Annotated in this window: 25 protein-coding genes and 1 pseudogene; 7 read left to right on the plus strand and 19 right to left on the minus strand. The window is 44.5% G+C overall.

What is annotated here, in order from left to right; all coding sequences use genetic code 11:
- Nucleotides 1-4: 4 nt before the first annotated feature.
- Complete coding sequence (locus AAHT65_RS04760; protein ID WP_088118200.1) at nt 5-775, minus strand: glycosyltransferase family 2 protein; 771 nt, start codon at nt 773-775, stop codon at nt 5-7.
- Between the two features lie 377 nt (nt 776-1,152).
- Between AAHT65_RS04760 and gerQ the strand changes: the two genes are divergently transcribed.
- A complete protein-coding gene (gerQ, locus tag AAHT65_RS04765; RefSeq protein ID WP_088118201.1) occupies nt 1,153-1,701 on the plus strand; it encodes a spore coat protein GerQ in 549 nt (182 codons plus the stop codon).
- Nucleotides 1,702-1,745: 44 nt separating this feature from the next.
- Here the strand turns inward: gerQ and AAHT65_RS04770 are convergent, their stop codons facing one another.
- The 3 genes from AAHT65_RS04770 to AAHT65_RS04780 form a co-directional block, all read right to left on the minus strand.
- Nucleotides 1,746-2,117: a DUF423 domain-containing protein gene (locus tag AAHT65_RS04770; protein WP_003326444.1), complete on the minus strand. Its 372-nt coding sequence runs from the start codon at nt 2,115-2,117 to the stop codon at nt 1,746-1,748.
- Nucleotides 2,118-2,179: 62 nt separating this feature from the next.
- Nucleotides 2,180-3,499: a purine/pyrimidine permease gene (locus AAHT65_RS04775; protein WP_106272383.1), complete on the minus strand. Its 1,320-nt coding sequence runs from the start codon at nt 3,497-3,499 to the stop codon at nt 2,180-2,182.
- Nucleotides 3,500-3,517: 18 nt separating this feature from the next.
- Nucleotides 3,518-3,835 (minus strand): YwdI family protein, encoded by a 318-nt coding sequence (locus AAHT65_RS04780; RefSeq protein ID WP_003326442.1) that lies wholly within the window; start codon nt 3,833-3,835, stop codon nt 3,518-3,520.
- 168 nt (nt 3,836-4,003) lie between these two features.
- Here AAHT65_RS04780 and AAHT65_RS04785 point away from each other — a divergent pair, with 168 nt between their 5' ends.
- Nucleotides 4,004-5,374 carry an aldehyde dehydrogenase gene (locus AAHT65_RS04785; RefSeq protein ID WP_343311052.1) on the plus strand — a complete coding sequence of 457 codons (1,371 nt, stop codon included), beginning with the start codon at nt 4,004-4,006 and terminating at the stop codon, nt 5,372-5,374.
- Between the two features lie 29 nt (nt 5,375-5,403).
- Here the strand turns inward: AAHT65_RS04785 and AAHT65_RS04790 are convergent, their stop codons facing one another.
- The 5 genes from AAHT65_RS04790 to AAHT65_RS04810 form a co-directional block, all read right to left on the minus strand.
- Nucleotides 5,404-6,084 carry a uracil-DNA glycosylase gene (locus tag AAHT65_RS04790; RefSeq protein ID WP_063638187.1) on the minus strand — a complete coding sequence of 227 codons (681 nt, stop codon included), beginning with the start codon at nt 6,082-6,084 and terminating at the stop codon, nt 5,404-5,406.
- A gap of 15 nt (nt 6,085-6,099) precedes the next feature.
- Nucleotides 6,100-6,906, minus strand: a complete 807-nt coding sequence (locus AAHT65_RS04795; protein ID WP_277714059.1) for a glycosyltransferase family 2 protein — start codon at nt 6,904-6,906, stop codon at nt 6,100-6,102.
- A 72-nt stretch (nt 6,907-6,978) separates the two neighbouring features.
- Complete coding sequence (locus AAHT65_RS04800) at nt 6,979-7,515, minus strand: hypothetical protein (protein ID WP_167375109.1); 537 nt, start codon at nt 7,513-7,515, stop codon at nt 6,979-6,981.
- Between the two features lie 54 nt (nt 7,516-7,569).
- Entirely contained in the window at nt 7,570-8,205 is a 636-nt protein-coding gene (locus AAHT65_RS04805; RefSeq protein WP_343311053.1) for a hypothetical protein, read from the minus strand.
- The gene (locus AAHT65_RS04810) at nt 8,198-8,536 is read right to left on the minus strand and encodes a PadR family transcriptional regulator (RefSeq protein ID WP_088118206.1); all 339 of its coding nucleotides are present in this window, start codon (nt 8,534-8,536) and stop codon (nt 8,198-8,200) included. Before AAHT65_RS04810 ends, AAHT65_RS04805 begins: the two co-directional genes overlap by 8 nt.
- Before the next feature lie 143 nt (nt 8,537-8,679).
- Here AAHT65_RS04810 and AAHT65_RS04815 point away from each other — a divergent pair, with 143 nt between their 5' ends.
- Nucleotides 8,680-9,492, plus strand: a complete 813-nt coding sequence (locus AAHT65_RS04815; RefSeq protein ID WP_343311054.1) for a bifunctional hydroxymethylpyrimidine kinase/phosphomethylpyrimidine kinase — start codon at nt 8,680-8,682, stop codon at nt 9,490-9,492.
- A gap of 30 nt (nt 9,493-9,522) precedes the next feature.
- Here the strand turns inward: AAHT65_RS04815 and AAHT65_RS04820 are convergent, their stop codons facing one another.
- From AAHT65_RS04820 to AAHT65_RS04835, 4 genes are all read right to left on the minus strand, one after another.
- Nucleotides 9,523-9,771, minus strand: a complete 249-nt coding sequence (locus tag AAHT65_RS04820) for a hypothetical protein (RefSeq protein ID WP_003326431.1) — start codon at nt 9,769-9,771, stop codon at nt 9,523-9,525.
- Nucleotides 9,772-10,117: 346 nt separating this feature from the next.
- A complete protein-coding gene (locus AAHT65_RS04825; protein ID WP_343311055.1) occupies nt 10,118-10,678 on the minus strand; it encodes a sugar O-acetyltransferase in 561 nt (186 codons plus the stop codon).
- A gap of 147 nt (nt 10,679-10,825) precedes the next feature.
- Nucleotides 10,826-12,265, minus strand: coding sequence for a sucrose-6-phosphate hydrolase (locus tag AAHT65_RS04830; protein WP_343311057.1), 1,440 nt, complete (start codon nt 12,263-12,265; stop codon nt 10,826-10,828).
- Nucleotides 12,262-13,647 (minus strand): sucrose-specific PTS transporter subunit IIBC, encoded by a 1,386-nt coding sequence (locus AAHT65_RS04835; protein WP_268513959.1) that lies wholly within the window; start codon nt 13,645-13,647, stop codon nt 12,262-12,264. The genes AAHT65_RS04830 and AAHT65_RS04835 overlap by 4 nt, the downstream gene beginning before the upstream one ends.
- A 255-nt stretch (nt 13,648-13,902) precedes the next feature.
- On the opposite strand from AAHT65_RS04835, the pseudogene AAHT65_RS04840 reads away from it, so the two are divergent.
- Nucleotides 13,903-14,165: pseudogene (locus AAHT65_RS04840) on the plus strand (formate/nitrite transporter family protein); the annotation flags it as partial.
- 44 nt (nt 14,166-14,209) lie between these two features.
- Here the strand turns inward: AAHT65_RS04840 and AAHT65_RS04845 are convergent.
- Nucleotides 14,210-15,040, minus strand: coding sequence for a PRD domain-containing protein (locus AAHT65_RS04845; RefSeq protein WP_106033709.1), 831 nt, complete (start codon nt 15,038-15,040; stop codon nt 14,210-14,212).
- 28 nt (nt 15,041-15,068) lie between these two features.
- On the minus strand, nt 15,069-15,389 hold the full coding sequence (locus AAHT65_RS04850; protein ID WP_010790290.1) for a hypothetical protein: 321 nt from the start codon (nt 15,387-15,389) through the stop codon (nt 15,069-15,071).
- A gap of 520 nt (nt 15,390-15,909) precedes the next feature.
- Here AAHT65_RS04850 and AAHT65_RS04855 point away from each other — a divergent pair.
- Nucleotides 15,910-18,330 carry a S8 family serine peptidase gene (locus tag AAHT65_RS04855; protein WP_343311059.1) on the plus strand — a complete coding sequence of 807 codons (2,421 nt, stop codon included), beginning with the start codon at nt 15,910-15,912 and terminating at the stop codon, nt 18,328-18,330.
- Between the two features lie 103 nt (nt 18,331-18,433).
- A complete protein-coding gene (locus AAHT65_RS04860) occupies nt 18,434-18,682 on the plus strand; it encodes a hypothetical protein (RefSeq protein ID WP_343311061.1) in 249 nt (82 codons plus the stop codon).
- Between the two features lie 3 nt (nt 18,683-18,685).
- Here AAHT65_RS04860 and AAHT65_RS04865 read toward each other — a convergent pair whose 3' ends face one another.
- The 4 genes from AAHT65_RS04865 to AAHT65_RS04880 form a co-directional block, all read right to left on the minus strand.
- The gene (locus AAHT65_RS04865; protein WP_343311062.1) at nt 18,686-19,687 is read right to left on the minus strand and encodes an LLM class flavin-dependent oxidoreductase; all 1,002 of its coding nucleotides are present in this window, start codon (nt 19,685-19,687) and stop codon (nt 18,686-18,688) included.
- 344 nt (nt 19,688-20,031) lie between these two features.
- On the minus strand, nt 20,032-20,781 hold the full coding sequence (nfsA, locus tag AAHT65_RS04870) for an oxygen-insensitive NADPH nitroreductase (protein ID WP_088118214.1): 750 nt from the start codon (nt 20,779-20,781) through the stop codon (nt 20,032-20,034).
- A gap of 102 nt (nt 20,782-20,883) precedes the next feature.
- The gene (locus tag AAHT65_RS04875) at nt 20,884-22,068 is read right to left on the minus strand and encodes an FtsW/RodA/SpoVE family cell cycle protein (RefSeq protein WP_088118215.1); all 1,185 of its coding nucleotides are present in this window, start codon (nt 22,066-22,068) and stop codon (nt 20,884-20,886) included.
- A 219-nt stretch (nt 22,069-22,287) separates the two neighbouring features.
- Entirely contained in the window at nt 22,288-23,445 is a 1,158-nt protein-coding gene (locus AAHT65_RS04880) for a GNAT family N-acetyltransferase (RefSeq protein ID WP_343311063.1), read from the minus strand.
- Nucleotides 23,446-23,698: 253 nt separating this feature from the next.
- Here AAHT65_RS04880 and ywcE point away from each other — a divergent pair, with 253 nt between their 5' ends.
- On the plus strand, nt 23,699-23,959 hold the full coding sequence (ywcE, locus tag AAHT65_RS04885; RefSeq protein ID WP_010790298.1) for a spore morphogenesis/germination protein YwcE: 261 nt from the start codon (nt 23,699-23,701) through the stop codon (nt 23,957-23,959).
- The last annotated feature ends 12 nt before the right edge of the window (nt 23,960-23,971 follow it).

The raw sequence follows: 23,971 nt of genomic DNA on the forward strand, positions 1-23,971 counted from the left end.
GCTCTCACCCCTTTCCAAGCTTTTTTAATGATTCACGCAGATCCCGGCAGTTTTGCTGAGGCGGGAGATTCCGAACGAATTCATTTTTTTCTTCTTCAAATAACTGAAAATGAATGGACTGATCCGTAATATAGTTAAGATCAAGCTCTTCGGTTATCGGATAGAGCGGGTAAAAATGATTGACCCTCCAAAAGAAACGGGCATCCCCAATCCGGTAATACTCCGGGCTTTCATCCCAATAGGAGCCAAACGTAGCCTTGACCTTCTCCAATACTGAAAATCTGTGCATCACCGAACAATGATCGACCGCGCATGGTGCGTTCCACATCACTTGATTGGCCGGTCTGACGGTCTCTTTCACGACTTCCTGCTGCTGATTCAAATGATAGGTTTTAGAACTTGAATAAATGACATCTTTCTCAGGATGAACATCAAGTTCATGCGCCATTTTCTTCAAACGGTCCGGCATGTAGATGTTATCGTCTGTCGCATATGTGATGTATTCGCCCTCGGCTAATTCAATTGCTTGATTGATAAGCGCTGAATACCTTGTTTTCTCTGTTCTTTCTTTCACTCCGGATACATCGCTTTTGTAAAAACGGACACGAGAATCCTTCAAAAAAGGCCTGATTTCATTCAGGGTTTCTTCGTTTGAATTGTCATCCATAATCAGCAATTCAAAATCCGGAAAGGTCTGAGCAAGGATACTTTTAATGGACTTTGCCACATAATCACTTTTATTGTAGCTCGTCATAATCACAGAAACCTTTGGCACATCCTCACCTCCTTCTTGAAAACATTCACTCCTGAAACTAACGTTATCATATGTTCCATATGCTCAAGTTGCGCTAGGAATACAGACTATAATGCGAAAACGACCAAAAAAACAGCAAACACCCTCATGCAAATCAGGCTATTTTCCGCTTCCTCATGTCATTTTAGGATTCATGGCTGTCCCCTGTTCATTTTGCGCATAAACTTTGTGCCGTTTACATATGGTTGAAGAGATGAAAATTGTAACAGCGACCCAGATCGTTTTTTCATCGGAGGTGAGTCATCTAAAGCGGTCATTCCATACAATCAAAACCGATATTCGATAAGACTCGAGGCGGGAGATGATCCTTAATGGTTTTTATAAAAAGGAGGAACGAAATGAAACCGAAAAAGAATCAGTATCAGCAAATGCAAGGATTTGATATGCAGGGGTATCAGCCGCAATACGGCCCCAATCCTTATCCGCAGCAGCAAGGACAGGGTGCGCAAATGCAGGGACAGCAAGGATTCGGCTTTCCATCCCAACAGCAGCAAGGCGGAGGGTTTCCGACCCAGCAGCAGGTCGGCGGATTTCCGACTCAGCAGCAAGGCGGAGGGTTTCAAATACCGTCTCAGCAAACGGGCGGTTCTCCATCTCAAAACGTACCCGGCATGCTGCCTATTGAAGAATCGTATATCGAGAATATCCTGAGGCTGAATCGGGGAAAAACCGCCACGATTTATATGACGTTTGAAAACAGCAAGGAGTGGAACTCAAAAATATTCCGCGGGGTGATACAAGCGGCTGGGCGTGACCACATTATCATAAGCGATCCGAAAACAGGGACCCGCTACCTTCTCTTGACGATTTATCTTGATTACGTCACGTTTGATGAAGAAATTGCTTATACCTATCCATATTCGATGGCCTCCTATTCGCCTAGATAAATAAAAAGCCAATCTCTCACTCTGTGAGGATTGGCTTTTTTTCTTTATAAATATTTAACAGCCGCAACGACGATCATAATCCATGAAACGATAAACGCCACGCCGCCAAGCGGTGTAATGGCGCCGAGTATGGAAACCTGCGTCACGCTGAGAATGTACAAGCTTCCGGAAAACAGCACAATACCTGCAAACATCAGCCAGCCCGCCGCAGTGACGCTGCCGACACCTGAGAGCTTATCGGCAAGAAACGCGACAGCCAGCAGCCCAAGCGCATGGTACATATGATATTGCACGCCTGTATGCCAGACCTGAAGATATTTATCAGGAATTTTCCCTTCAAGACCGTGCGCGCCGAATGCGCCCAGCCCTACTGCGACCAATGCATTAATCGCGCCTAATATTAAAAATAATTTCATCTATTCCTCTCCTGCCTTTTCGCTAAATTGATATGTTTATCATAACGCACATGAACCAAAATTCAACGATCGTCCGACGATGACACGAGATTGTCAGATTTCCTCTTTCTCCAAAGCTGTAATTGATCTGTCCCTATCGCAACTAAAGTACCCAGGACAAGCCCGTTGCTCAATAGCGAAATAAAAATCGGGTGCATGCCCGTTAATGCGCTTTCAGGAATGAACATCACACCAACGCCGGTGAGCAGAGAAAGACCGATCACGGTACGGACCCGCTTTGTCTCCGTGTTCTCATATGAATCGAATTCAGCGAAAGCCAAACCCGCCATTGTTGAAAACACGACAAAATTCACCGCAAACCCGACAGGTGACGGCAGGCTCGCAAACGCATTCATAAAGAAAGGGATGATACTGATGATAATAATAATAGCGTTTCCTAATAAAAATGGTTTTTTAGAAGGCATTTTCGTTGTTTCAATAAAACCAGCCGCGCCTGAAATCGGCACCGGCGCAATTGCACCGGTCAAACCGCTGAGCAAATGGCTGAATGAAGCCGCGAATCCGGCCGGTCTTTCATGATGCCGCTCCGGCTTGCCTCCGAACTTTTTCACAGCCAGCTCGACGACTCGTATGCTCGCCAGCATATTAACAATAAGCAAAATGGTAATAAACAGTGACGTAATCACAAGGCCGCTGTCAAAGATCGGCTTTCCGAACGGAAACAGCGCCGGAAGCTGAAACAGACGGTCAGGCATTTGAATCGGCTTGGCGGCACCCGCGATAGCAAACAGCACCCAGCCGCCGAATAACGCCAGTAAGATTGAATATTGCTTTAAAAAAGACACCTTTGAATTGCTCATCATAAAAGTGGCTGCTACCACAACCATGGCAAGACCGAATACAAGACCGTCGACACTGTCCTTTAAATAGCCGATCCCAAGCAGTCCTTTTATAATCGGCTGACTCAGCTGCATAACTAGAAGCAGCAAATACACACCCGTGACAACAGGTGTAAATAGAACCGCCAGTCTTTCAATGACTTTACATACACTAAATATAAAGAAGAATACCGCGCTTAACAGCAGCGCGCCCTGCAATGCCCGGAGTGTATCTCCAAACGTAGCAAAGACCGTGCCCGTCAAACCGCCGTAAATTGTATAAACACCCCACCACAAGCCGGCCGGGCTTTCATTTATAGGCAGGCGGTGTCCCTTGAGACACTGAATGATCGCAGCAACCCCTAGCACAAAAAAAGTGCTTTGAATCAATCTGGCTGAATCAGAGTGATCTAATTGAAACGATTGCGCCACCGCCACCGGGACCACAATCGCCGCCGCAATCATAAAAGCCGTCCATTGCAAGGCGCCAAGAACCAATTTCAAATCAATCAACCTTTCCTGTTAAAAATCGAATAATGAATCGCCGTTTCCGTCTTCTTCGCTCTTCTCTTTTTCCTTCTTGCGATACTGGCTCAGCCCGGCGCTGCCCATCATTTTTTCCAGCAGCATCGGGTCTGCCGCAGGCGCCGCAACAGGAGACGCGGTTATAGTCGGTGAAGCTTCTGGCGAACGAGGCGTATCTGAATTGTCCATGACGACGTCGCATAAAGAACGGACGACTGCTATATGCTGTTTCAGCTCCTCATCCTGCTGCGCCGTTTTGGCCTTTTTCAGCTCCTCTTCCATCTTCTGAAGTAACGCGGATATATGAATATTCATGAAAGAATCCTCCATCTGAAAATTTCGTACTACTTGCATTTTATCAAATTCCTGACATCAATGCAGATGCGAGTTTGTTATTTTTTCTGACAAGCTTTGCGCATTTGACAATCGAAAAATCATTCTTCCATAATGAACTGACCGTCACATACAGAAAGGAGAGTCGGAATGAACAGCATTCCCTCTATCATCAGCCGGCATCAAGCGTTTTTCACAGCAGGACATACAAGATCAATTAAAGCGCGGCTTGACGCTTTACGTAACGTAAAACAAGCCATCAAAACCTATGAAGCTGATGTATTATCCGCTCTCTATCAGGATCTCCACAAATCAGGGCACGAGGCTTACATGACAGAAATCGGAATTGTTCTTAAAGAAATAAGCTTTGTCATGAAACGTCTGAGAAAATGGGCCAAGCCGAAAAAAGTAAAAACGCCATTGACCCATATCGGCTCACAAAGTGTGATGATACCCGAGCCTTATGGAACGGTTTTGGTGATTGCGCCATGGAATTATCCATTTCAACTGGCTCTTTCTCCGCTCATCGGGGCTATTGCGGCCGGAAATACAGTCATCGTAAAGCCGTCAGAATATACACCCGCCGTTTCAGCGGTTCTTTCCAGCATCATTCGCGACGTGTTTCCGTCTGGCTATGTCACCTTAGTTGAAGGCGGGCCTGATACCAGCACAGCTTTATTAAAACAGCCCTTCGACTATATTTTTTTCACCGGAAGCGTCTCCGTAGGAAAAATCGTGATGGAAGCAGCTGCTAAACAATTAATTCCCATAACATTGGAGCTTGGCGGCAAAAGCCCTTGCATCGTCCATAAGGATGCTGATATCAAGCTCGCCGCCAAACGGATCATCTTCGGGAAATTTACAAATGCAGGCCAAACATGCATTGCGCCAGACTATTTAGTCGTTCACGAGGAGATAAAATCGGAATTCGTGAACGAAATGAAGCATATAATCGGCGAATTTTTCGGTCACCAGCCGGAGCTGAATCCGGCCTACGGCAAAATCGTCAGTGAGCGCCACTTTCAGCGGCTTATCGGCTTTCTGAATGACGGCATTCCTCTGACCGGCGGCAAAGCGGATCATAAGCATCACAAAATCGCCCCAACGATTCTTGATCAAGTCAAGGATGAAGCGCCTGTGATGCAAGAAGAGATCTTCGGGCCGATTTTCCCGCTGTTTACCTACCGCAGCACCGACGAAGTCATTGCGATGGTGAACGCACGTCCAAAGCCGCTTGCCCTTTATTTATTTACAAATCATAAAACGGTCGAGCAACACATCTTAGAAAACATATCGTTCGGCGGTGGATGTATAAATGATACATTAATGCATGCGGCTACACCATATCTGCCATTCGGCGGTGTCGGAGAAAGCGGAATCGGACGCTATCACGGGTTCGACAGCTTCAACACGTTTACACATAAAAAAAGCATTTTGAAACAAACAAACCGCTTCGATCTTGCTTTCCGTTATCCTTCCTCAAAAATCGGGCTGCGTTTGATACGTAAATTATTGAAATAAAAAAGCGCAGAACACGCCTGCGCTTTTTTCTATGATAAATCTTGAATGCACCATTGAATCGGCTCTTGACCCATTTCTTCTAAAAAAGCATTCGCCCGTGAAAACGGCTTGCTTCCGAAGAATCCGTTCCTCGCCGAGAATGGGCTTGGGTGAGTCGACTCAATGATGAAATGCTTGGACGTGTCGATCCGTTCTTTTTTCATTTGCGCATGCCTGCCCCACAGAATAAAAATAACCGGCTGCTCTCTCTCATTCAGCACGTCAATGACCCGGTCTGTCAGCTGCTCCCAGCCTTTTCCCTTATGGGAGTTGGCTTGGCCGCGCCGCACCGTTAACACCGTATTTAAAAGCAGGACTCCCTGCTTCGCCCAGCTGACGAGCGAACCGTGGTTCGGTATGCTGCATCCCAGATCATCCTGAAGCTCCAAAAAGATATTTTTTAGTGAAGGCGGCTGCTTTACGCCCGGTTTCACAGAAAAACTTAAACCGTGGGCTTGGCCGGGACCGTGATAAGGATCTTGGCCAAGAATCACTATTTTTACGTGATCGTAGGCAGTATAGTGTAAAGCATTATAAATATCCTTGCTTTCCGGGAAAATCGTTTCATTTGCATATTCCCGTTTCAGCATTTCTCTCAGTTGTTGATAATATGGTTTTTCAAATTCATCTTTCAGCTGATCCCACCAGCTGTCCTCTAAAAGCTGCTTCAAGGCTGTAATCCTCCCTTATGAGCGGTGAAGTCTGGAATAAACGGGCTGCCCGTCCCAAACGATGTCGCTTGCTGCTTCACGTCTTTTCATGTCAGGCTCTTCTAACAAGACGGCGAAATTTTTTGTCGGAAGCTCCCCGAGCCCATGCTTCTCGCTCAGCCGGTCTAAATATTGTTTCCGTTTGGCGCCAAGGTCGCTGGACTGATTGTCGCCTGCGTCAGAAAACGCATAAATCACACTTGCGCAAGCAACACGCTTGACCCGGTGCTCTTTCGCCGCTCGCAAATAAAAATCCCAATCCCAATAGTTATGAACATCAGGATCAAAATACCCTAATTCATCGTGCAAAAAACGTCTGTACATACTGCCGGACGGCACATATGTGGAGAATACTCTCATGTCTTCATAGTCGGCCGTATAGGCGAATAATTTCCGTGACAGCGGATATCTCGTCCCGTTTCTTTCTTCAAATGAAACAATTTCCGCATCAGAATGGACCAGATCCGCCGTTTCCATTTCCTCCGCCATCCTCTTAAGATGGCCGGGCGTAAAGAAATCGTCATCATCACAAAGCATAATACAATCGCCCGACGCCTGTTTGACACCGGCATTTCTGGCTAATACATGCCCCGCGTTCTTTTCTAAATGGAGAACAGCAATCGGAAGTTCGGCATACAGTTCTTTTACATGATCAACCGATTCCCCCGCGTCATTTACGATAATGATTTCATATGGATTCATCGTTTGTCTAGAGATCGCCTCAAGCAATTCGCATAAGGCCGGAATTCGATTATACGTCACAATTACAATGGATATCTTCATGATGCTCTCCTTCTTAATATATTGTCATGTATTATTAAAACACAAATTCAACAAGAGAACAGTGGGCATTTCCTACCGATCAACAAAGAGCAGCGTAATTCCGATCAGCAGCAAAAGCAAGAGAACGAGATCTCCCCAGACGCGATACAGTCTTCTTTTCATATCAGCCCCTTCAGCAAATACTTGATTCCGCAATTTATATTGATAAACAGGGAGCAATACAAACGCATAAAAAGAGCACAAAAAAACAAACGCCGGAGGAACAAAACCGCATCCCGCATCATCCCAATCATAAACAATGTCCGCTACGCTTGCGCCATCTATAAAAAAGAGAGCGAACATTAAAACCAGCGGCACCAGCGAACCGATTTGAAAATCAATCCATCGCAGTTTTTGATCAAGCGCAAATTTCGCAGCCCAAAACCAGCCAAACGCATACAAAAAAAGCATCAGAAAAACGCCGAAAAACATAAAAAAAGCATCCGGGAGCCAGTCAAACAAAAAGGCAGGAAGAACAGCCGCAGCCATAGCGGCAAACATGCCAAATACAACAAAAAAGAAGATAGCTATATGAACGATTAATCCGTATAGAAACGATTGTATTTTCATTTTAATTATATTCCTCTCGGTATGTAGTATTTCTATGTAGTTTGGTGAAAAAAATTAGGCAAGACGGCGCCTGCCTAAATAACAGCCCAGCCGGCTGCATGCCGGAAAGAGCATGGTCGCAACGGCACAGGCCAATACAAAGTCCGGTGTGAGCATAGCTTGAAACAGATCAGCCGGCACAAGGCCGAACAGAAAGACAAGCATAAAACACACATTCGGCGCCATGGAAACCGATACCGTATGATTGACAAGCCTCTTCCCGCTTAAACCGAATTCCCTTCCCGCCTGATACCCAATAAACATCCAATAAAGCAGATAACCGCCTAATATCAGCCAAACAGACACGGAAATTCCGCTCCATACTGCTTTCACAAACGGATGAACGGACCATACATGGATCATGGTTAAGGCTGCACCCGCAGCAAAGAGTGATAGGTTGCAAAAGAAATGAAATAATAAAAACCCGCGGGGAGATACGGATGTTTCTTTTTTAAAGGAATGAATAATGTCAGCCGGCGATCCGACCTCGTGCCAAATACGCATCATCGCTTCCTTTTCGGTTTTCCCTTCATTCAGGTAATGAGCAAATGCCTGGCCGATATGACTTTCCAATTCCTCCATCCATTCATCACTGTCCGGCAGATCTTGCAGCCCTTTTTTGATCTCGTTTACGTAATCGTCTTTATCCATTCTGTCCTCCCCGTTTCAGCATGCGGTCCATCATCGTCGAAAACAGACTCCACTCCTTCATCCGCTCAAGAAGAACCGCTTTTCCTTCATCTGTTATGCGATAATATTTCCGATCAGGCCCCTTTGACTGCTTCTCCCAATAAGAAGAAATATAACCTTGGCGTTCAAGCTTATGAAGCGACGGATAAAGGGTGCCTTCCTTCATTTGCAGTTCATTCCCGCTTCTTTGCTCCATTTCTTTGACAAGCTCATAGCCATACATCGGCCGTTCGTTAAGCAGCGTTAAAAGTAAGATGACGGTACTGCCCTTTACAAGCTCACGATTAAACATATTCAAAACCCCTACCTAGTAATATTATGTAGCATTTTACGAAACCTCAACGTCATTGTCAATTCATTCCTGATAGGCTTCAATATTGTGATCAAGAGAAAATCTAACTATAATGAGGTATAAAACATGATGGAGGTTTACTTATGTCAATGCATAAAGCACTCACTATTGCAGGCTCGGATTCCAGCGGCGGCGCGGGGATTCAGGCTGATTTAAAAACGTTTCAAGAAAAAAACGTCTACGGAATGACAGCTTTAACGGTTATCGTGGCGATGGACCCCAAAAACAGCTGGGATCATCAGGTATTCCCGATTGATCCGGACACCATCCGCGCCCAGCTGGCGACGATTGTTGACGGGATTGGCATTGATGCGATGAAAACAGGCATGCTCCCAACCGTTGAGATTATCGAGCTGGCTGCAAAAACGATTAAAGAAAAACAGTTAAAAAATGTAGTCATTGATCCCGTGATGGTATGTAAAGGAGCGAACGAAGTTCTTTATCCTGAGCACGCTGAAGCGTTGCGTGAGCAATTGGCGCCGCTTGCGACAGTCATTACGCCAAATCTTTTTGAAGCAAGCCAGCTAAGCGGAATGGACGAATTAAAAACAGTGGAAGACATGAAGGAAGCAGCGGAAAAAATTCACGCGCTCGGCGCCCAATATGTCTTAATTACAGGAGGCGGCAAACTCAAACACGAGAAAGCCGTAGATGTTCTGTATGACGGAAAAACGGCTGAAGTTCTTGAAAGCGAAATGATCGACACGCCTTACACACACGGGGCAGGCTGCACATTCTCCGCCGCCGTCACAGCAGAGCTTGCGAAAGGAACTGAAGTGAAAGAGGCGATTTACGCGGCAAAAGAGTTTATTACAGCAGCGATTAAAGAATCGTTCCCGCTGAACCAATATATCGGACCGACGAAGCATTCTGCGATGCGCTTCACTGAAAAATAAACAAATATCCCCCTCTATTCAAGAGGGGGATTATTTCACTTTAAGATTTCTCGCCGATGATCTCAGAAACGCTTCAATAGATTGAACAAACAGCGCGTACTCCTTCATTTGTTCGTATGTAACAGTAAGCTTTTCTCTCATTTCATTATGAGGCATGGAACCTCCCAGCATCTTTTTGAGCTGAAGCAAGACCTCTTTATATTCTTCTCTCTTATCCTCTACTTGATCTGCTGCCTTTTCTAAACATTCCGGCGTTATCTTCTGTTCATTCAAATTCAAGAAAACAACTCCTTAAATATAGTAGTCTATCGTTGAAGAATAGCACAGATGGCATAGATTTCACATAAGAAAAAAGGATTATTTTTATTGACCAAGTGGCCATATCGACACGTTCTCTCCGTTTTTCCAGCGGAATTAAAAGAGACCTCCTCATTTCCCGGGAAAGGAAAATACTTTGCGCTAAGCACTTCTTCTTCATCTTTTAGAGAAAACATCGCAAATTATTATGTGAAAACAATCACAATATATACTATGGGCATTCCCTGCACAGAAGGCAGAAGACACACCATGGAAACTTAAGCATTACTTCAGGTTGAACAACTTACCTGTTGTCATATTATTATCTTTAATCAATTTGTCTAATGGCTCTTGCCGGATTACCGCCTACCACCGTATTATCAGGAACGTCTTTTATTACCACAGCGCCAGATGCGATTACGGCGTTATGTCCAATTGTTACTCCTGGGTTAATAATTGCTCTTCCGCCAATCCAAACGTTATCCCCAATTGTAACTGGTTTTCCATATTCAGCTCCACTTACCCTCTTTGCACTATCAAGGGGATGAGAAGCTGTATAAATATGAATTCCAGGCCCCATAAGACAGTTATCTCCAATATTCACCTGACAAACATCTAAAATAACACAGTCATAATTGGCAAAAAAGTTATTTCCTACATGGATATTATAACCATAGTCACAATGAAAAGGAGGCATTATAGATATATTATCGCCAGTTGAGCCAAGCAGCTTTTGTAATAGAGTATTACGGCTTTCGCTGTGTCCTTCAACTCTTTGATTATACAAACCCGTTAATTTTTGTGCGTGTTCTCTTTCTCTCACCAGTTCCTTGTCATCTGCAAAGTATAAGTCTCCGTTAAGCATCTTTTCTTTTTCAGTCTTTTGCATAATATTTATTCTCCTCATCATTCGAATCTTAATAAAATCTTTGGTCACAGACTATATTAAACAACTTTATCGTTTTTAAAATATTCCTATTACTAAATAAGCAGGCGACAAGAAAAAATTGCAGTTAAAAGTGATAAAGATTTTATTCTAATTCAGTGCCCAAACGGAAACCTTCATCCCCGTATTCCCATTTGACTTCACTGTCACCTCATGGTTTTCAAGGGAAGGAAAATATCTTGCACTGAATACCTCTTCCCCTTCGTTGATAAAGATTTCTAAAGACGACGCATCTATAAACATGTGCAGCGTATGCAAACGATTGATATGGCAATGCCTTTCTTCCGTTTTTTCGCCGTCAAAGCTTACCCGCTTCAATGTTACAAGCCCTTCATCCTTCCGAAATATAAAACGTGCCGCTTTGCGAATGTCGAATTCAAATCCTGAGAGAGTCTGGATATTCTCAATCAAAATCTCCGTTCTTTCAACGTCCTCCACCGGAAGCGCTTCGTTTGATTGATGCAATTTCACATCAATTGTTTGCTCATTGGTCCGCATTGCCTTCAGCTCAGGCAGCGGCTGTTGTATCAGTTTTTCCCCTGATAAAGTCAGCAGCCTCGGCAGCGTCATACAGTGAATCCAGTGATTCTCAATTGTCGGATGAGATGTTTCATCCTGGCCAGGAACACCCATCCACGCAAACATGATCCGCCGTCCCCGTTCATCTTCAAGGGTTTGGTGTGCATAAAAATCAAAACCGCGATCAAGCTCGGTAAAACCGCCATGCTTCATCTCGGGCTTATCATAATCAAGCCGTCCGACAAAGTATCCTGATTGATTCACATTTTGGAAATGAATGCCTTCCGCGTAAAGCCCTTGCGGTGAAACAAGCAGTACATCATGCCCCTGAAGAGAAAACAAATCAGGGCATTCCCACATATACCCGAAATCTTTAAGTCCATTGAATCCCGGACCAGTAATCGGACCAAGAAATGTCCATTCCGTCAAATTATCAGAAGTAAACAGAACCGCACTGCCTTTAAGGTTCTCCGTTTGTGCGCCAATGACCATATACCACTTGCCGTCATGCTCCCACACCTTTGGATCGCGAAAATGAGCCGTATATCCTTCAGGAAGGCGGGCGACAACCCCCTTCTTTTCAAAGTTCCGTCCATCATCAGACACAGCAAGGCATTGATAGGTTTCCCGATTCCCGTCCTGATCCCTGACATTCCCTGTGTAAAAAAGATAGAGCTGACCATCCTTTCTGAGCGCGCTGCCAGAGTAACAGCCATTTTTGTCATACCATTCGCTTGGTGCAAGCGCAATCTCTTCCCACACCCAATTCACCAGATCCGTCGTCGAATAGTGCCCCCAAAATTTAGCGCCATGCCCCGTATGAAACGGCTGCCACTGAAAAAACAAGTGATAAATCCCCTTCCAATGAATCACCCCATTCGGATCATTCAACAAACCTACCGGCGGCATAAGATGAAAATGCTGGCGGTACGGATCCATTTTGACAATATGCTCTTTTCTCTCTATCTCTTCATAAGCCCGGCGACGCAGTTCTTGATCATGTTTTGTCATTTTTTCCTCTCCTCATCCTCATTAATCTTCATTACAAATGCCGCAATAAATGCCGTTACGCCAGCAATGGACATGCCAATGAGATAGTTAGCCAGATTCCCAAATCCGAATGGCGCCGCAATCGCGATCATCGGTATTCCGGTTAGTCCGTAAGCGTTAGCAGCCACATGAGTAAGAACTACATAAGCTCCTCCCAATGCACCCCCGATCATCGCAGCAATAAACGGCTTTCGGTAACGGAGGTTGACGCCGAAAATGACAGGCTCTGTAATTCCGAGAAAAGCAGAAAACGCAGCGGGAAGAGCAATTTCTTTCGTTTTTGCCTTTTTCGCCAAAAAGAATACTGCTAGGCCTGCGCCGCCTTGCGCGACATTGGCCATTGACCAGATCGGCAGCAAATAGTTCTTTCCAAGGTCTGAAATGAGGCCGGCCTCAATCGCATGGAAGCTGTGATGAACGCCTGTCAGCACGATAAGTGAATAAGCTCCTCCAAAAAGAAGGCCCGCCATAAACCCGGCATGGTCATAAACAAAGGTTAAAACAACAGTAATGCCGGAGCCAAGCGCTCTTCCGAAAGGACCAATCGCAATAAAGGCGACAAATCCGGTCACAATCACCGTTACAAACGGCGTAACAAGCAGATCCACTGCATGAGGAACGACTTTTCTTGTCCATCTCTCCACCTTGCTCATGACGTAAACCGCTAAAAGAACGGGTATAACTGTTCCCTGATAACCGAGAAGCGCGATATCAAGCCCGAAAAGATGCATATAATCAGGTGACGCTTCCGCCAATCCCCATGGATTCAGAAGATTAGGGTGAATCATGATCCCCCCGATCACCGCTCCCAGATACGGGTTGCTGCCAAACTCTTTCGAAGCGCTGACTCCGATCAAAATCGGCAGAAAGATAAAGGCCGCGTTTGAAAACATATCGAGCAGCTGTAACAGCGCGGAATCTTCACTCATCCAATGAAAAGCATTTATCATCCCCAGTAATCCCATTAAGAGTCCGCTGGCCACGATAGCCGGGATTATCGGAACAAATATGTTAGAAAGCGTTTTCGCAAATCTCGCCGCAGGATTCAGTTTCTGTTTTGCAGCGTCCTGGTGATTCACATCCTCTTCACGTTCTAAATCAGCTTCTTTAGAAAAAGCATCATATACCTTATTCACAAGGCCTGTTCCAAAAATAATCTGATATTGCCCTGAGCTGCTGAAAGCGCCTTTAACGCCTTCAAGCTCTTCCACTTGCGCTTGATCTATTTTTTGTTCATCTTTTATCACCAAACGCAGTCTTGTGGCACAATGAGCGGCGCTAATGACATTTTCTTTTCCTCCGAGAAGCATAATAAGGCGTTTTGCAGTCTCTCTGTAATCCATCTTTTTTCTCCCCCTTTTTAAAAACAAAAAAGACCTAAAATTCGCCAACGAATAAAGGACACAGCGATCCTTTTTTCATTTACGCAAATTTTAGGTCTTGCCTGCTTTACCAGTCACAATCCCGCTTGATTTAGTTTTAGAATGCGCTTTCATCATAAAATATGATAGCGTTTTCGTCAACAGTTTTTTTAAATACCAGTCATAGGATGTTGAAGAGCAATGGACATTCCCCACACAGGAGACATGCTATGGAAAGCTTTTTTCATTCCGATGTTTCTAAAAGGAGAAGGGGCAAAGCTGTTTGCCATGATGCTCTTTGTGTTCTGTTTTTTCATTTCCGGTTATGAACACAGTATCGCAAATATATGCACCTTCGCGATCGCACTTTCCATCGACCATCCAGATACAGTAACATTGATGAGAGCTGTCAGAAACCTGATTCCGTGACGCTCGGAAATCTAACCGCGGGCGCCGCCATGATGAGATTGTTATATCATTCGCTAAATGCAGACAAATAAAAAAAACTTCCAGAGATCAGGCTCTCTGCAAGCTCAGGGGGCAGTTATTCCGAGATATTTTGAAGACGCTGGACATGCAGCGTGATATAGCCGGCCTCGGACTCCGGCAGATTCAATTGATATTCATTTTTTAAAAACTCCGCCAGCTCAAGCGCACACTGATAAGCAAAAGAATACTTTTTTTGGATGAAACAAAGCATCTCATCGTCCATGACATGAAGCGCTTCATTTGATTCCAACCGGGTGACTGCATATCGTAAATGCGTGACGAGGCGTTGATAGGAAATACTATTTTCGTCCACCTTTCGATTAAAATAGGTTTCTATTTTCTCTATCATTTCTTTAATCATTGTCGTATGTTTCAGCGCTGAATACATACTTTCCGCATCCATCTTCGCGGTATGGATGTGAAGGGCGATGTATCCTGCCTCATCATCAGGCAAAGACACACCCAATGTCTCTTTTACATGAGCGATGGCCCATAGGCCGATCTCATACTCATTTTTATAGAGCGCTTTAATCTCATGCAGCAATTTATTCTGCACAAACAAACCATCTTGAATCCTTTCGATCGCAAAGGACAAATGATCCAAAAGCGCGATATGAATGTGGTCGTTCAACGGTGCAGCGAGCTTTCCTTCCGCGTAGCTGATAATGTTTTCAGCCGCTTCTATGTGCGCCTCGGGCAGCGTTTGAAGAATCTGTTTGAACTTCTCATTCTTGTCGTGCACGACAAAGATCTTCTCGACTTTATTACTGGGAATGATATCATTTTTCCCTTTTTGAAACGCAATTCCCGGGCCCATCACAATTTTTTCCTGGCCATTCTCTTTTATGACAGCCGCATTGTTGTTTAATACCTTATCTATTTTCAAGAGGTCCTCTCTCCCGCCGAATTAGCCTTTATGAGCGGATTGTACCTCCTTTTATTCTTTGTGTAAAGATTCCCGGACCCGCTCTCTCCCGCTTTGGCGATTCCTTGAATGCATTCAGCCATCGATTCTTATTGCCGGCTGCCGCTTGCAGTTTTTCTGTTTCTCTATCATAAAGCGCCCCCGCCGAATCCGATAACGAGAATACCCCTCCGGCTTGGACTGCCGCATTCCGCTGATATGTACCTTGAATCATATTGACCGCTGCCGAAACCATTTTTCGTTCCGCCGGCGCAGCCCAGTTCATCAGAAAGACCATCCACACCTTTAAAGATACAAGCAAACGTTTCATCGCAAAACATCCCTCCGCTTCTTATTACAGGCAGCCTTTGCAGCCAGCCTGTTTTTCTTTCTTGACGCTGTCACCGGAAAAGACGGCCGATTTCTTTTCTGGCAAACTAGCGGCTCTAGCAAACTCATGACTCTATGATAGACCGAATGAAAGGAATTCTTTGTCACAATATGAGTGAAAAAACAAACTAGTTTTAAGAAGTTTTGTTGAATGCTGCTCGAAACGGAATGAAAATTAAGGAACCGATCAAAAAAATTATTCACACGTTATCCCAAAGATAAGAACAACTTAATCACAGGGTATATCCACATATCCACATTCTCTATCAATATTTTGTATAGGAACATATATTCCCAACTATATATATACACAGATTTATTAAGTTATTCACAGGGTTCTGTGTATAACTCCCTCTTTATACACAAAAAAATCCATAAATGAGCCAAATGTCACAAGGATTTTTTTGAATTTTCAAGAAATATATACTAGATATTGTTAACTATCAAAAGGGGGAAACACATTGAAAAACGGGATGATTCGCTTTTTGCTCTTGAGTTTTGTATTATTCTTTACGTTATCCACAAGTATCACAGGTGTTCAGGCCGTTCCGGCTTCGAAGGAAAAGTCGCCTGACCTGGAAAAAGCCGAAGTATTCGGTGACATTGATATGACGACCAAAAAGCAAACGACCGTTATTGTTGAGTTAAAAGAAAAATCTTTAGCCGAAGCGAAGGATGCAGGCGAAAGCCAGTCGAAAAACAAACTGAAAAACGCCCGCTCAAAAGCGAAAAGTAAAGTGGCAAAAGCGGTGAAAAACGGGAAGGTTAACCGAGAATATGAGAAGGTATTTTCAGGCTTCTCTATGAAACTTCCTGCCAATGAGATTCCAAAACTCCTTGCCGTTGAGGACGTAAAGGCCGTTTATCCGAATGTAACCTATACGACCGATCATCTGAAGAAGAAGGACATCACTATTGCCCAAGACGCCATTTCTCCGCAGATGGATGAAAGCGCGCCTTACATTGGAGCCAATGATGCATGGGATCTAGGCTACACAGGCAAAGGAGTGAAAGTCGCTGTTATTGATACAGGCGTCGAATATAACCACCCTGATCTGAAGAAGAATTTCGGGCCTTATAAAGGATATGATTTTGTAGACAATGATTACACGCCTAAAGAAACGCCGGTCGGCGACCCTAGAGGTGAAGCAACCGATCACGGAACACACGTAGCTGGGACAGTTGCTGCCAACGGAACGATTAAAGGTGTTGCGCCGGATGCCACTCTCCTTGCGTATCGTGTTCTTGGGCCTGGAGGAAGCGGCACGACTGAAAATGTGATCGCCGGTGTGGAACGCGCCGTACAAGACGGCGCTGATGTGATGAACCTCTCTCTTGGAGATACAGTGAACAGCCCGGACTGGGCCACAAGCACCGCGCTAGATTGGGCGATGTCAGAAGGAGTCGTAGCCGTCACCTCAAATGGAAACAGCGGGCCAAACGGCTGGACAGTCGGATCGCCGGGTACTTCAAGAGAGGCAATTTCGGTCGGAGCAACCCAGCTGCCGCTTAATGAATACGCCGTCACATTCGGCTCTTTCGCCTCTGCCAAAGTATTGGGCTATGACAAGGAAAACGACATGAAAGCGCTAAACCACAAAGAAGTAGAACTTGTGGAGGCGGGACTCGGCGAAGCAAAGGATTTTGAAGGAAAAGATCTGACAGGTAAAATTGCTGTTGTCAAAAGAGGAAATATTGCGTTTGTGGAAAAAGCGGACAATGCAAAAAAAGCCGGTGCAATCGGTATGATTGTGTATAACAATTATGCAGGAGAAATCGAAGCCAATGTGCCGGGTATGTCTGTACCGACAATGAAGCTTTCACTGCAAGACGGTGAAACACTCGTCAAAAATATCCAAAAAGGCGATACAAAGGCCACATTCGAATTGACTGTTTCCAAAGCGCTGGGCGAACAGGTCGCTGATTTCTCTTCCCGCGGCCCCGTCATGGATACATGGATGATTAAACCGGATATTTCCGCACCCGGCGTCAACATTGTCAGCACCATTCCGACACATGACTCTGACAACCCGTACGGATACGGATCTAAGCAAGGAACAAGTATGGCATCGCCTCATATTGCCGGTGCGGTTGCGGTAATAAAGCAGGCCAAGCCTAAATGGAGCGTCGAACAAATTAAGTCCGCCATCATGAATACAGCTGTGACATTAAAAGACGGAGATGGCAAGGTGTATCCGCATAATACCCAAGGAGCGGGCAGCGCAAGAATTATAAACACCCTTAAAGCCGACTCCATCGTTTCTCCGGGAAGCTATTCATACGGCACATTTTTGAAGGAAAAAGGAAAAGAAACGAAAAAAGAAACCCTTACAATTGAAAACCAATCCTCCATCAGAAAGTCGTACCAGCTTGAGTATTCATTTAACGGTAACGGCATTACAACGTCAGGAACAAGCCGTGTTGTCATTCCTGCCCGCCAAACCGGAAAAGCCGTTGCCAAAGTAAACGTGGATACAAAAAAAGCAAAGGCCGGTACCTATGAAGGAACGGTTACAGTAAGAGAAGGCGGAAAAACGGTCGCCAAGATTCCTACATTGTTAATCGTAAAGGAGCCTGACTATCCGCGAGTCACTTCAATTGATGTAAGTGAAGGTTCTGTACAAGGCACCTACGAGATTGAGACTTATCTTCCGGCTGGAGCCGAAGAGCTGGCATTTCTCGTATATGACCAAAATTTTGAGTTCATGGGCCAGGCAGGCATCTACAAAAACCAAGATAAAGGCTATCAGTACTTTGATTGGGATGGTAAAATCAACGGTGAAAGCAAGCTCCCGGCCGGTGAATATTATATGCTCGCCTATGCGGCTAACAAAGGCAAATCAAGTCAGGTTCTGACGCAGAAACCTTTTACTGTCGAATAATAAGAAGCCTTGCCGAGAAAGACTCGGCAGGGCTTTTTTTGTGCTACACTAATGAATGATCATACATAAGTGTCTGAAAAAAGATTTGGAGGGCGTACAAGCCATGCTTTCTTTCTTCATCTTATTATCACTCACTATGCTTTTTGTCTGTTTTATTGTTTTAACTGCGCTCTACTGCTTATCCCATCACAAAAAAGGCAGCCGCCGCCCGTTTCAAAAAGCGGCAGAAGACACGGTGGACACTCTGCTTATTCAGCCTCTGAGCTGGGCCGTGACCGCTGTCTACTTTATGACGCTTCTCATCATCGCTCCCCTTTATCACCTCAGACGCTACATGCAAACAAGGCGCTGACTCTTATTCAACAAACGCGTCACGAAGCAGACGGTAAGACTTTAGCTTGTCCGCAAATTGATTGGTGATCGTCACTGCCATAATTTCCTCTGTCCCATAAGCCTGGCTGAGGGCCAAAAGCTGTTCCTTCACCTGCTCTTTCGTGCCAACGATCATCCGGCTTCTGTTATCATCAATCCGTCTCTGCTCATAGGGTGAGTATGTATTCCCGCGGACCTTCTCATAAGAAGGCACGCCATCTAAAGGTATACCCTGCTCCCCTGCAAGCAGTGTAAAATCAAGCACCGCTGCAAGCTCTTCCGCTTTTTCCTCTGTATCGGCGCAAATGACGAAAATAGCGACTGCCGCTCGCGGCTCTTTTCCCAAGACAGATGGCTTGAACCTTCTTTTATATTGTCTGACGGTGTCTTCTCCGCCTTCTCCGTTGATAAAATGCGCAAACATGTATCCCGCTCCCGTTTCAGCAGCAAGCAGCGCGCTTTCTCCTGAGGAGCCAAGCAGCCACACATCCGGCGCAGTGGAAATATGAGGCGCCGCCGTCAGATTTGGAAAACGGTGATTGTCATCAGCTAAGTCATGCAAATACATTGTCAGCTCGCGAATTTGCTGGGGATACTGATCTGCATTGCGTTTTCCGCCATCATTCAGCCCCCATGAAGCAATCGGCATTCCGCCCGGCGCCCTGCCAAGTCCGAGATCTATTCTCCCAGGCGTAAGCCCCTCAAGCACACGGAAGTTTTCAGCAACTTTATAAGCACTGTAATGCGGCAGCATCACTCCGCCTGACCCGACACGAATACGCTTCGTTCTGGCCGCAATATGGCTGATCAAAACCTCCGGGCTAGAGCCGGCCAGCCGTTTGGAAAAATGATGCTCAGAAACCCAAAATCTCTTATATCCAAGGTCATCGGCCGCTTGCGCAAGTTCGACAGTCTGCTGTAAAGCCGTTTCCGCCGACTGACCTTCTGATACAGGAGATTGATCTAATATACTTAATGAAATCATTCCCTACCACCTCACCATCATCGTATCACTGCCCGGCCTTTTTTTCTCATAGGACGCTCACACTTTTACCTTTTAACATGGACATAATAAAATGAACATCATGCCATCAATAGGAGGAGCCGATCCAGAATGAAGAATCCACAAACCCCGCGCCAAAATCCCAGTGCCTCAAGAAATGACGGAAATTTGTTCAAAGGCGGCCTATTCGGAATCCTCTTTAGCGTCCCCCTATGGATTGTCATTTATTTGTTCATCAAATATATGATGAACATGTCTTAATTTGTCGGAATATGTTACACGTGAAACACAAAAAACCTCCCCAGCTTTTTGGAGAGGTCTTATAGTTATTGTTTATTAAAGCCTTTGTCTTTCACATATTGATTTAAATACGTACGCGGTTTTTGCTTCATGAATTGAAGAATCTGATCCGACCACGTTTCAACCCGCTGTCCATTCGTTCTTTCCTTGTAATAATTCGAAATGGTTTGGTCATACTCATCCATGTTTTTACGGAAATTCTCCTCACTCGAATCATACACATTCTCATGATATACAGCTTGCTTCGGCAGCCTTGGCTTTTTCCCTGAAGTGTTTGCCGGGTGCCCGACAACAAGACCAAATAGCGGAAGAACATGATCCGGTGTCTCTAACACCTTCGTTACTTTGTCCAGCTCATTTCGTATGCCGCCGATGTAACAAATGCCAAGCCCCATCGATTCTGCCGCAATGCTCATATTCTGAGCGGCAAGCGCTGCATCAATTATACTGACCATAAACATCTCCGTATTTTCCAGCAGCTCGGTGATGTCTTCCCCTTTTTGTTCAGCCAATGCTTTATGGCGGTACAAATCAGCACAAAAAACAAACAAATGCCCGTTATGTTCAACATACGGCTGATTGCCGGCAAGAACCGACAGTTCACGCTTCTTGTCCTGATCGGAAACCCCAATAATAGAGTAAGCCTGTACATAGCTGGACGTAGATGCCGCCTGTGCGCTCTCGACTAATGTATGAATCTCTTCTGAAGACAGAAGCTGATCGGTAAAAGACCGGATGGAACGGTGATTTAAAATGGTTTCAATTGTATTGTTCATCAAAAGAACCTCCTTCTCCTTTTATCATATCCGAAACAGAGCCATGCCAAAAGTGAAATGCTCCGCAAAAAAAAGACAGCCTGCTGACGGCTGTCTTTACATTTACGAATTAAATAGATAACTCTTATATTTAGTAAGCTGAACACTGGCATTGTAGACGATGCCGAAACCGATTAATGTGGAAAGCGTAGAACTCCCTCCATAGCTGACAAATAACAGCGGAATTCCGGTAACAGGCATAATGCCGATGTTCATCCCGATGTTTTGAAAGGTATGGATGACAATAAGAGCTGTAAACCCTACACAAAAGAAAGAAGCAAAACGGTTAAAAGAACTTATTTTATCAATGAGAACGACAAGTCTATATATTAAAAAGAAATACATAATCACGACAATGGCACAGCCCAAAAAACCAAAACTCTCGCCCAAAATAGCGAAGATAAAATCAGTCTGTCCCTCTGGAACATAAACCTTTAGATTATGGACTCCGTTACCGGTAATACCGCCTGAGCCAATTGCCATTACTGCTTGATTAACCTGCCAATGGTTATCACTGTCAGTTTCAGCTGACGAACCAGAGTCAGCAACCCAAGATGTCACCCTATTGATTTGGTAATCCTGAATCCCTATTGACTTCGCAGCATCCGGAAAATTAATCATAACTAATAAAATGAGTGAAACTAAAATAACACCGGATCCCCCAATAACAGAGATCAGTTTCCAGTTTACACCTGACATAAATACCATGACCAAAACAATAAACATACAGATTCCAGCAGTTCCTGCATCCTGCAGAAGAATTAGACCAATCGGAATAACAGCAACCCCTGCAATTTTCGCTAAAAGAATCATATCGTCCCTAAGAGTGCGTATACCTTTTGGATTAGCCTTAGAAATGACTGAAGCCAGCATCATCATTAACCCGATTTTCATAAATTCAGACGGCTGCAAGGTTACTGATCCAAATTGAAACCAGCTTTTTGCGCCGTTTTTTACTGGAGCTATGGATTCCGGGCTTATTCTTAATACAATAAGAGATAATATGCCTAATATATATATATATAAACTAAGCTTCTCTAATTGTTCTAAATCAAAATAAAGAAGTACACCAATCACAATTGCACCCAGCACATAATAAACAATTTGTTTCGTCCAAGCATTGCTGCCATATTGTCCAAACTGACCAGCAGCATAAATGGCTACCACACTAATAATAAAAAACATACCAAATATAAAAATCAAATCCCCCTGGTAAAAGGGGTTTTGCTGTTTCTTGTATCGACTCATTCTATCCCGCCTTACATTTTCATCGGAAATCACTATTGTTTATTATACATGAACCTCCTTCAAGATAATACGAGAAGGTTGTTTCCTTTTTTGATTTTTGCCCATTCATTGACGGCTTTTTATGCTACACGAAATATGACGTGTAAGGAACAGAAATGTTTCGGCTACCACAAAAGTTTTCAAACGAAATAACCCCTTCGTTGTTGAAGGGGCGTTGGTTTAAAAAAAGTCCATTAGCAGCGGAGGGCGCGGACGGATCGCTGCATCCAGTTTTTCTATTTCAGAAAGCGGGCCTGACAATTGGCCGGTTTCATACAGGAATTGGGCAGAGCGGGCGCCAAGGAAAAAGGCGCTGAAGGCTGATATGCCGCAGTACAATGTGTTCTCCGGCGCTTTTTCCCCTACAATGGAGACACCTTGCGAATTCAAGCAAAAGAGCCGCTCATTCCAATCAGCCCAAGGGTCCTTTACCTGAAAGAAAAACGGTTCTTTGATCGCCTGTTTCGGATATTGCTGCAAAAAGCCCTCCACATCAACAATTCGTGCCATACTGTATGGATAAAGTTCCTGCTTGATTCGCGGTTCGGCTATTAAGAAATCAAGCTCACTATGAGGCTCTGCGGTTATGACGGCCTCATCGAGCATCGAATCGTGCTGGCAAATAAAGTTCCACAGGCCTTTCTGTGCCTCCTGATTGAGAAAGATCATTTCTTCCACATGCATGATTCTTTTCTCCATTCTGTACACAAGATATCCACAAGGAACTTCATCTGCCGAGTGATACACGGCAATAAACTGGTTTTTGGATATCTTCGTTAACCAATGCTCTCGTGAACGTTTTAGCAATCCATTATACTGCTTTCTGTACTCGCTGTAGATTTCTTCAGCCCTTACAGCCCCATTTTCCCTGTCTAATCTTTGAATTGTTCCTGGGGTCTCCTCAAGCTGATGAAAGTGTTCTTTCTTTATCGTGAATACCTTTTGATAAAAGGAAAGCTCCCAGCCAAATTTTCTGTAAAAGGATATGAGGAACGGGTGCAGAAAGCTGATTGTTTGCTGCTGCTCTTTCATAATAGACAGCGATTCGATGATCAGCTCCTTTACCGCACCTTTTCTTCTTTTTTCAGGCCACGCGGCTACACCAGCGATTCCTCCCATCTTGAGCTCACACTGTTCCAGCATCACGGTGAAAGGAATAATGTGAAGCTTTGCCGCCAGCTTGCCTTGTTCCTTCACTCCGATAATATGATGCTGATCTAATATCTTTTTTTTCTTCTTCCGTTCCTCGTCTGAAACCGGGTAATGGAATGCATACTCTGACATACGCAAGGCTTCGTCTAAATCATCATCTGTTTCAAGCTTAACGACTCTGCTCATTTATATTCCTCCTGATTCACAAGTCTTCTCTGCCCTTATATTCGCCTAACTGCATACAAACTCCTATCCATCGAGCTTTTAAAAATAAGGCTATAGTTGCAACACAATCCGCACAAAACATGTATCAATTTCTGGAAAACATGGTATAATAAATGTAACAAAATGTTCAAAAAACGACCACAAAACAGACACAATTTCTTTCCTCTATTTCATTTTTGTAAACGCTATCACAAAATGAAAGGAGACGGGTAAAATGGACATGTTTTTTGCTTATTTACTGGTTGCTACCGCCACTCCTCTTTTTATTTGGCTTGATAACAAAAAAGTCGCACTCTCAGCTATTCCGCCAATCATTTTAATGTGGGTTTTCTTCTACTTTTACGCAACAGAAAGCCTTTCTCCACTCGGACACACTCTCATGATCGTACTGTTTGCTGTCAACGTCATTGTTGCCCATATTGCGGCCTTTATCATTTACGGACTTCCATATCTCCGCAGAAAAAGAAGCAGCTGACTGCAGCAAAAA

Origin of the sequence: Bacillus atrophaeus, from assembly GCF_039519175.1 — a bacterium.
GTDB lineage: Bacteria > Bacillota > Bacilli > Bacillales > Bacillaceae > Bacillus > Bacillus atrophaeus.

Bases quoted from the DNA above. Each gene is read 5' to 3' on its own strand.
- gerQ (WP_088118201.1), top strand. From the start codon at position 1,153: ATGAAACCGAAAAAGAATCAGTATCAGCAAATGCAAGGATTTGATATG.
- AAHT65_RS04770 (WP_003326444.1), bottom strand. From the start codon at position 2,117: ATGAAATTATTTTTAATATTAGGCGCGATTAATGCATTGGTCGCAGTA.
- AAHT65_RS04780 (WP_003326442.1), bottom strand. From the start codon at position 3,835: ATGAATATTCATATATCCGCGTTACTTCAGAAGATGGAAGAGGAGCTG.
- AAHT65_RS04785 (WP_343311052.1), top strand. From the start codon at position 4,004: ATGAACAGCATTCCCTCTATCATCAGCCGGCATCAAGCGTTTTTCACA.
- AAHT65_RS04795 (WP_277714059.1), bottom strand. From the start codon at position 6,906: ATGAAGATATCCATTGTAATTGTGACGTATAATCGAATTCCGGCCTTA.
- AAHT65_RS04800 (WP_167375109.1), bottom strand. From the start codon at position 7,515: ATGAAAATACAATCGTTTCTATACGGATTAATCGTTCATATAGCTATC.
- AAHT65_RS04805 (WP_343311053.1), bottom strand. From the start codon at position 8,205: ATGGATAAAGACGATTACGTAAACGAGATCAAAAAAGGGCTGCAAGAT.
- AAHT65_RS04810 (WP_088118206.1), bottom strand. From the start codon at position 8,536: ATGTTTAATCGTGAGCTTGTAAAGGGCAGTACCGTCATCTTACTTTTA.
- AAHT65_RS04815 (WP_343311054.1), top strand. From the start codon at position 8,680: ATGTCAATGCATAAAGCACTCACTATTGCAGGCTCGGATTCCAGCGGC.
- AAHT65_RS04825 (WP_343311055.1), bottom strand. From the start codon at position 10,678: ATGCAAAAGACTGAAAAAGAAAAGATGCTTAACGGAGACTTATACTTT.
- AAHT65_RS04830 (WP_343311057.1), bottom strand. From the start codon at position 12,265: ATGACAAAACATGATCAAGAACTGCGTCGCCGGGCTTATGAAGAGATA.
- AAHT65_RS04835 (WP_268513959.1), bottom strand. From the start codon at position 13,647: ATGGATTACAGAGAGACTGCAAAACGCCTTATTATGCTTCTCGGAGGA.
- AAHT65_RS04850 (WP_010790290.1), bottom strand. From the start codon at position 15,389: ATGAAACGTTTGCTTGTATCTTTAAAGGTGTGGATGGTCTTTCTGATG.
- AAHT65_RS04860 (WP_343311061.1), top strand. From the start codon at position 18,434: ATGCTTTCTTTCTTCATCTTATTATCACTCACTATGCTTTTTGTCTGT.
- AAHT65_RS04865 (WP_343311062.1), bottom strand. From the start codon at position 19,687: ATGATTTCATTAAGTATATTAGATCAATCTCCTGTATCAGAAGGTCAG.
- nfsA (WP_088118214.1), bottom strand. From the start codon at position 20,781: ATGAACAATACAATTGAAACCATTTTAAATCACCGTTCCATCCGGTCT.
- AAHT65_RS04875 (WP_088118215.1), bottom strand. From the start codon at position 22,068: ATGAGTCGATACAAGAAACAGCAAAACCCCTTTTACCAGGGGGATTTG.
- AAHT65_RS04880 (WP_343311063.1), bottom strand. From the start codon at position 23,445: ATGAGCAGAGTCGTTAAGCTTGAAACAGATGATGATTTAGACGAAGCC.
- ywcE (WP_010790298.1), top strand. From the start codon at position 23,699: ATGGACATGTTTTTTGCTTATTTACTGGTTGCTACCGCCACTCCTCTT.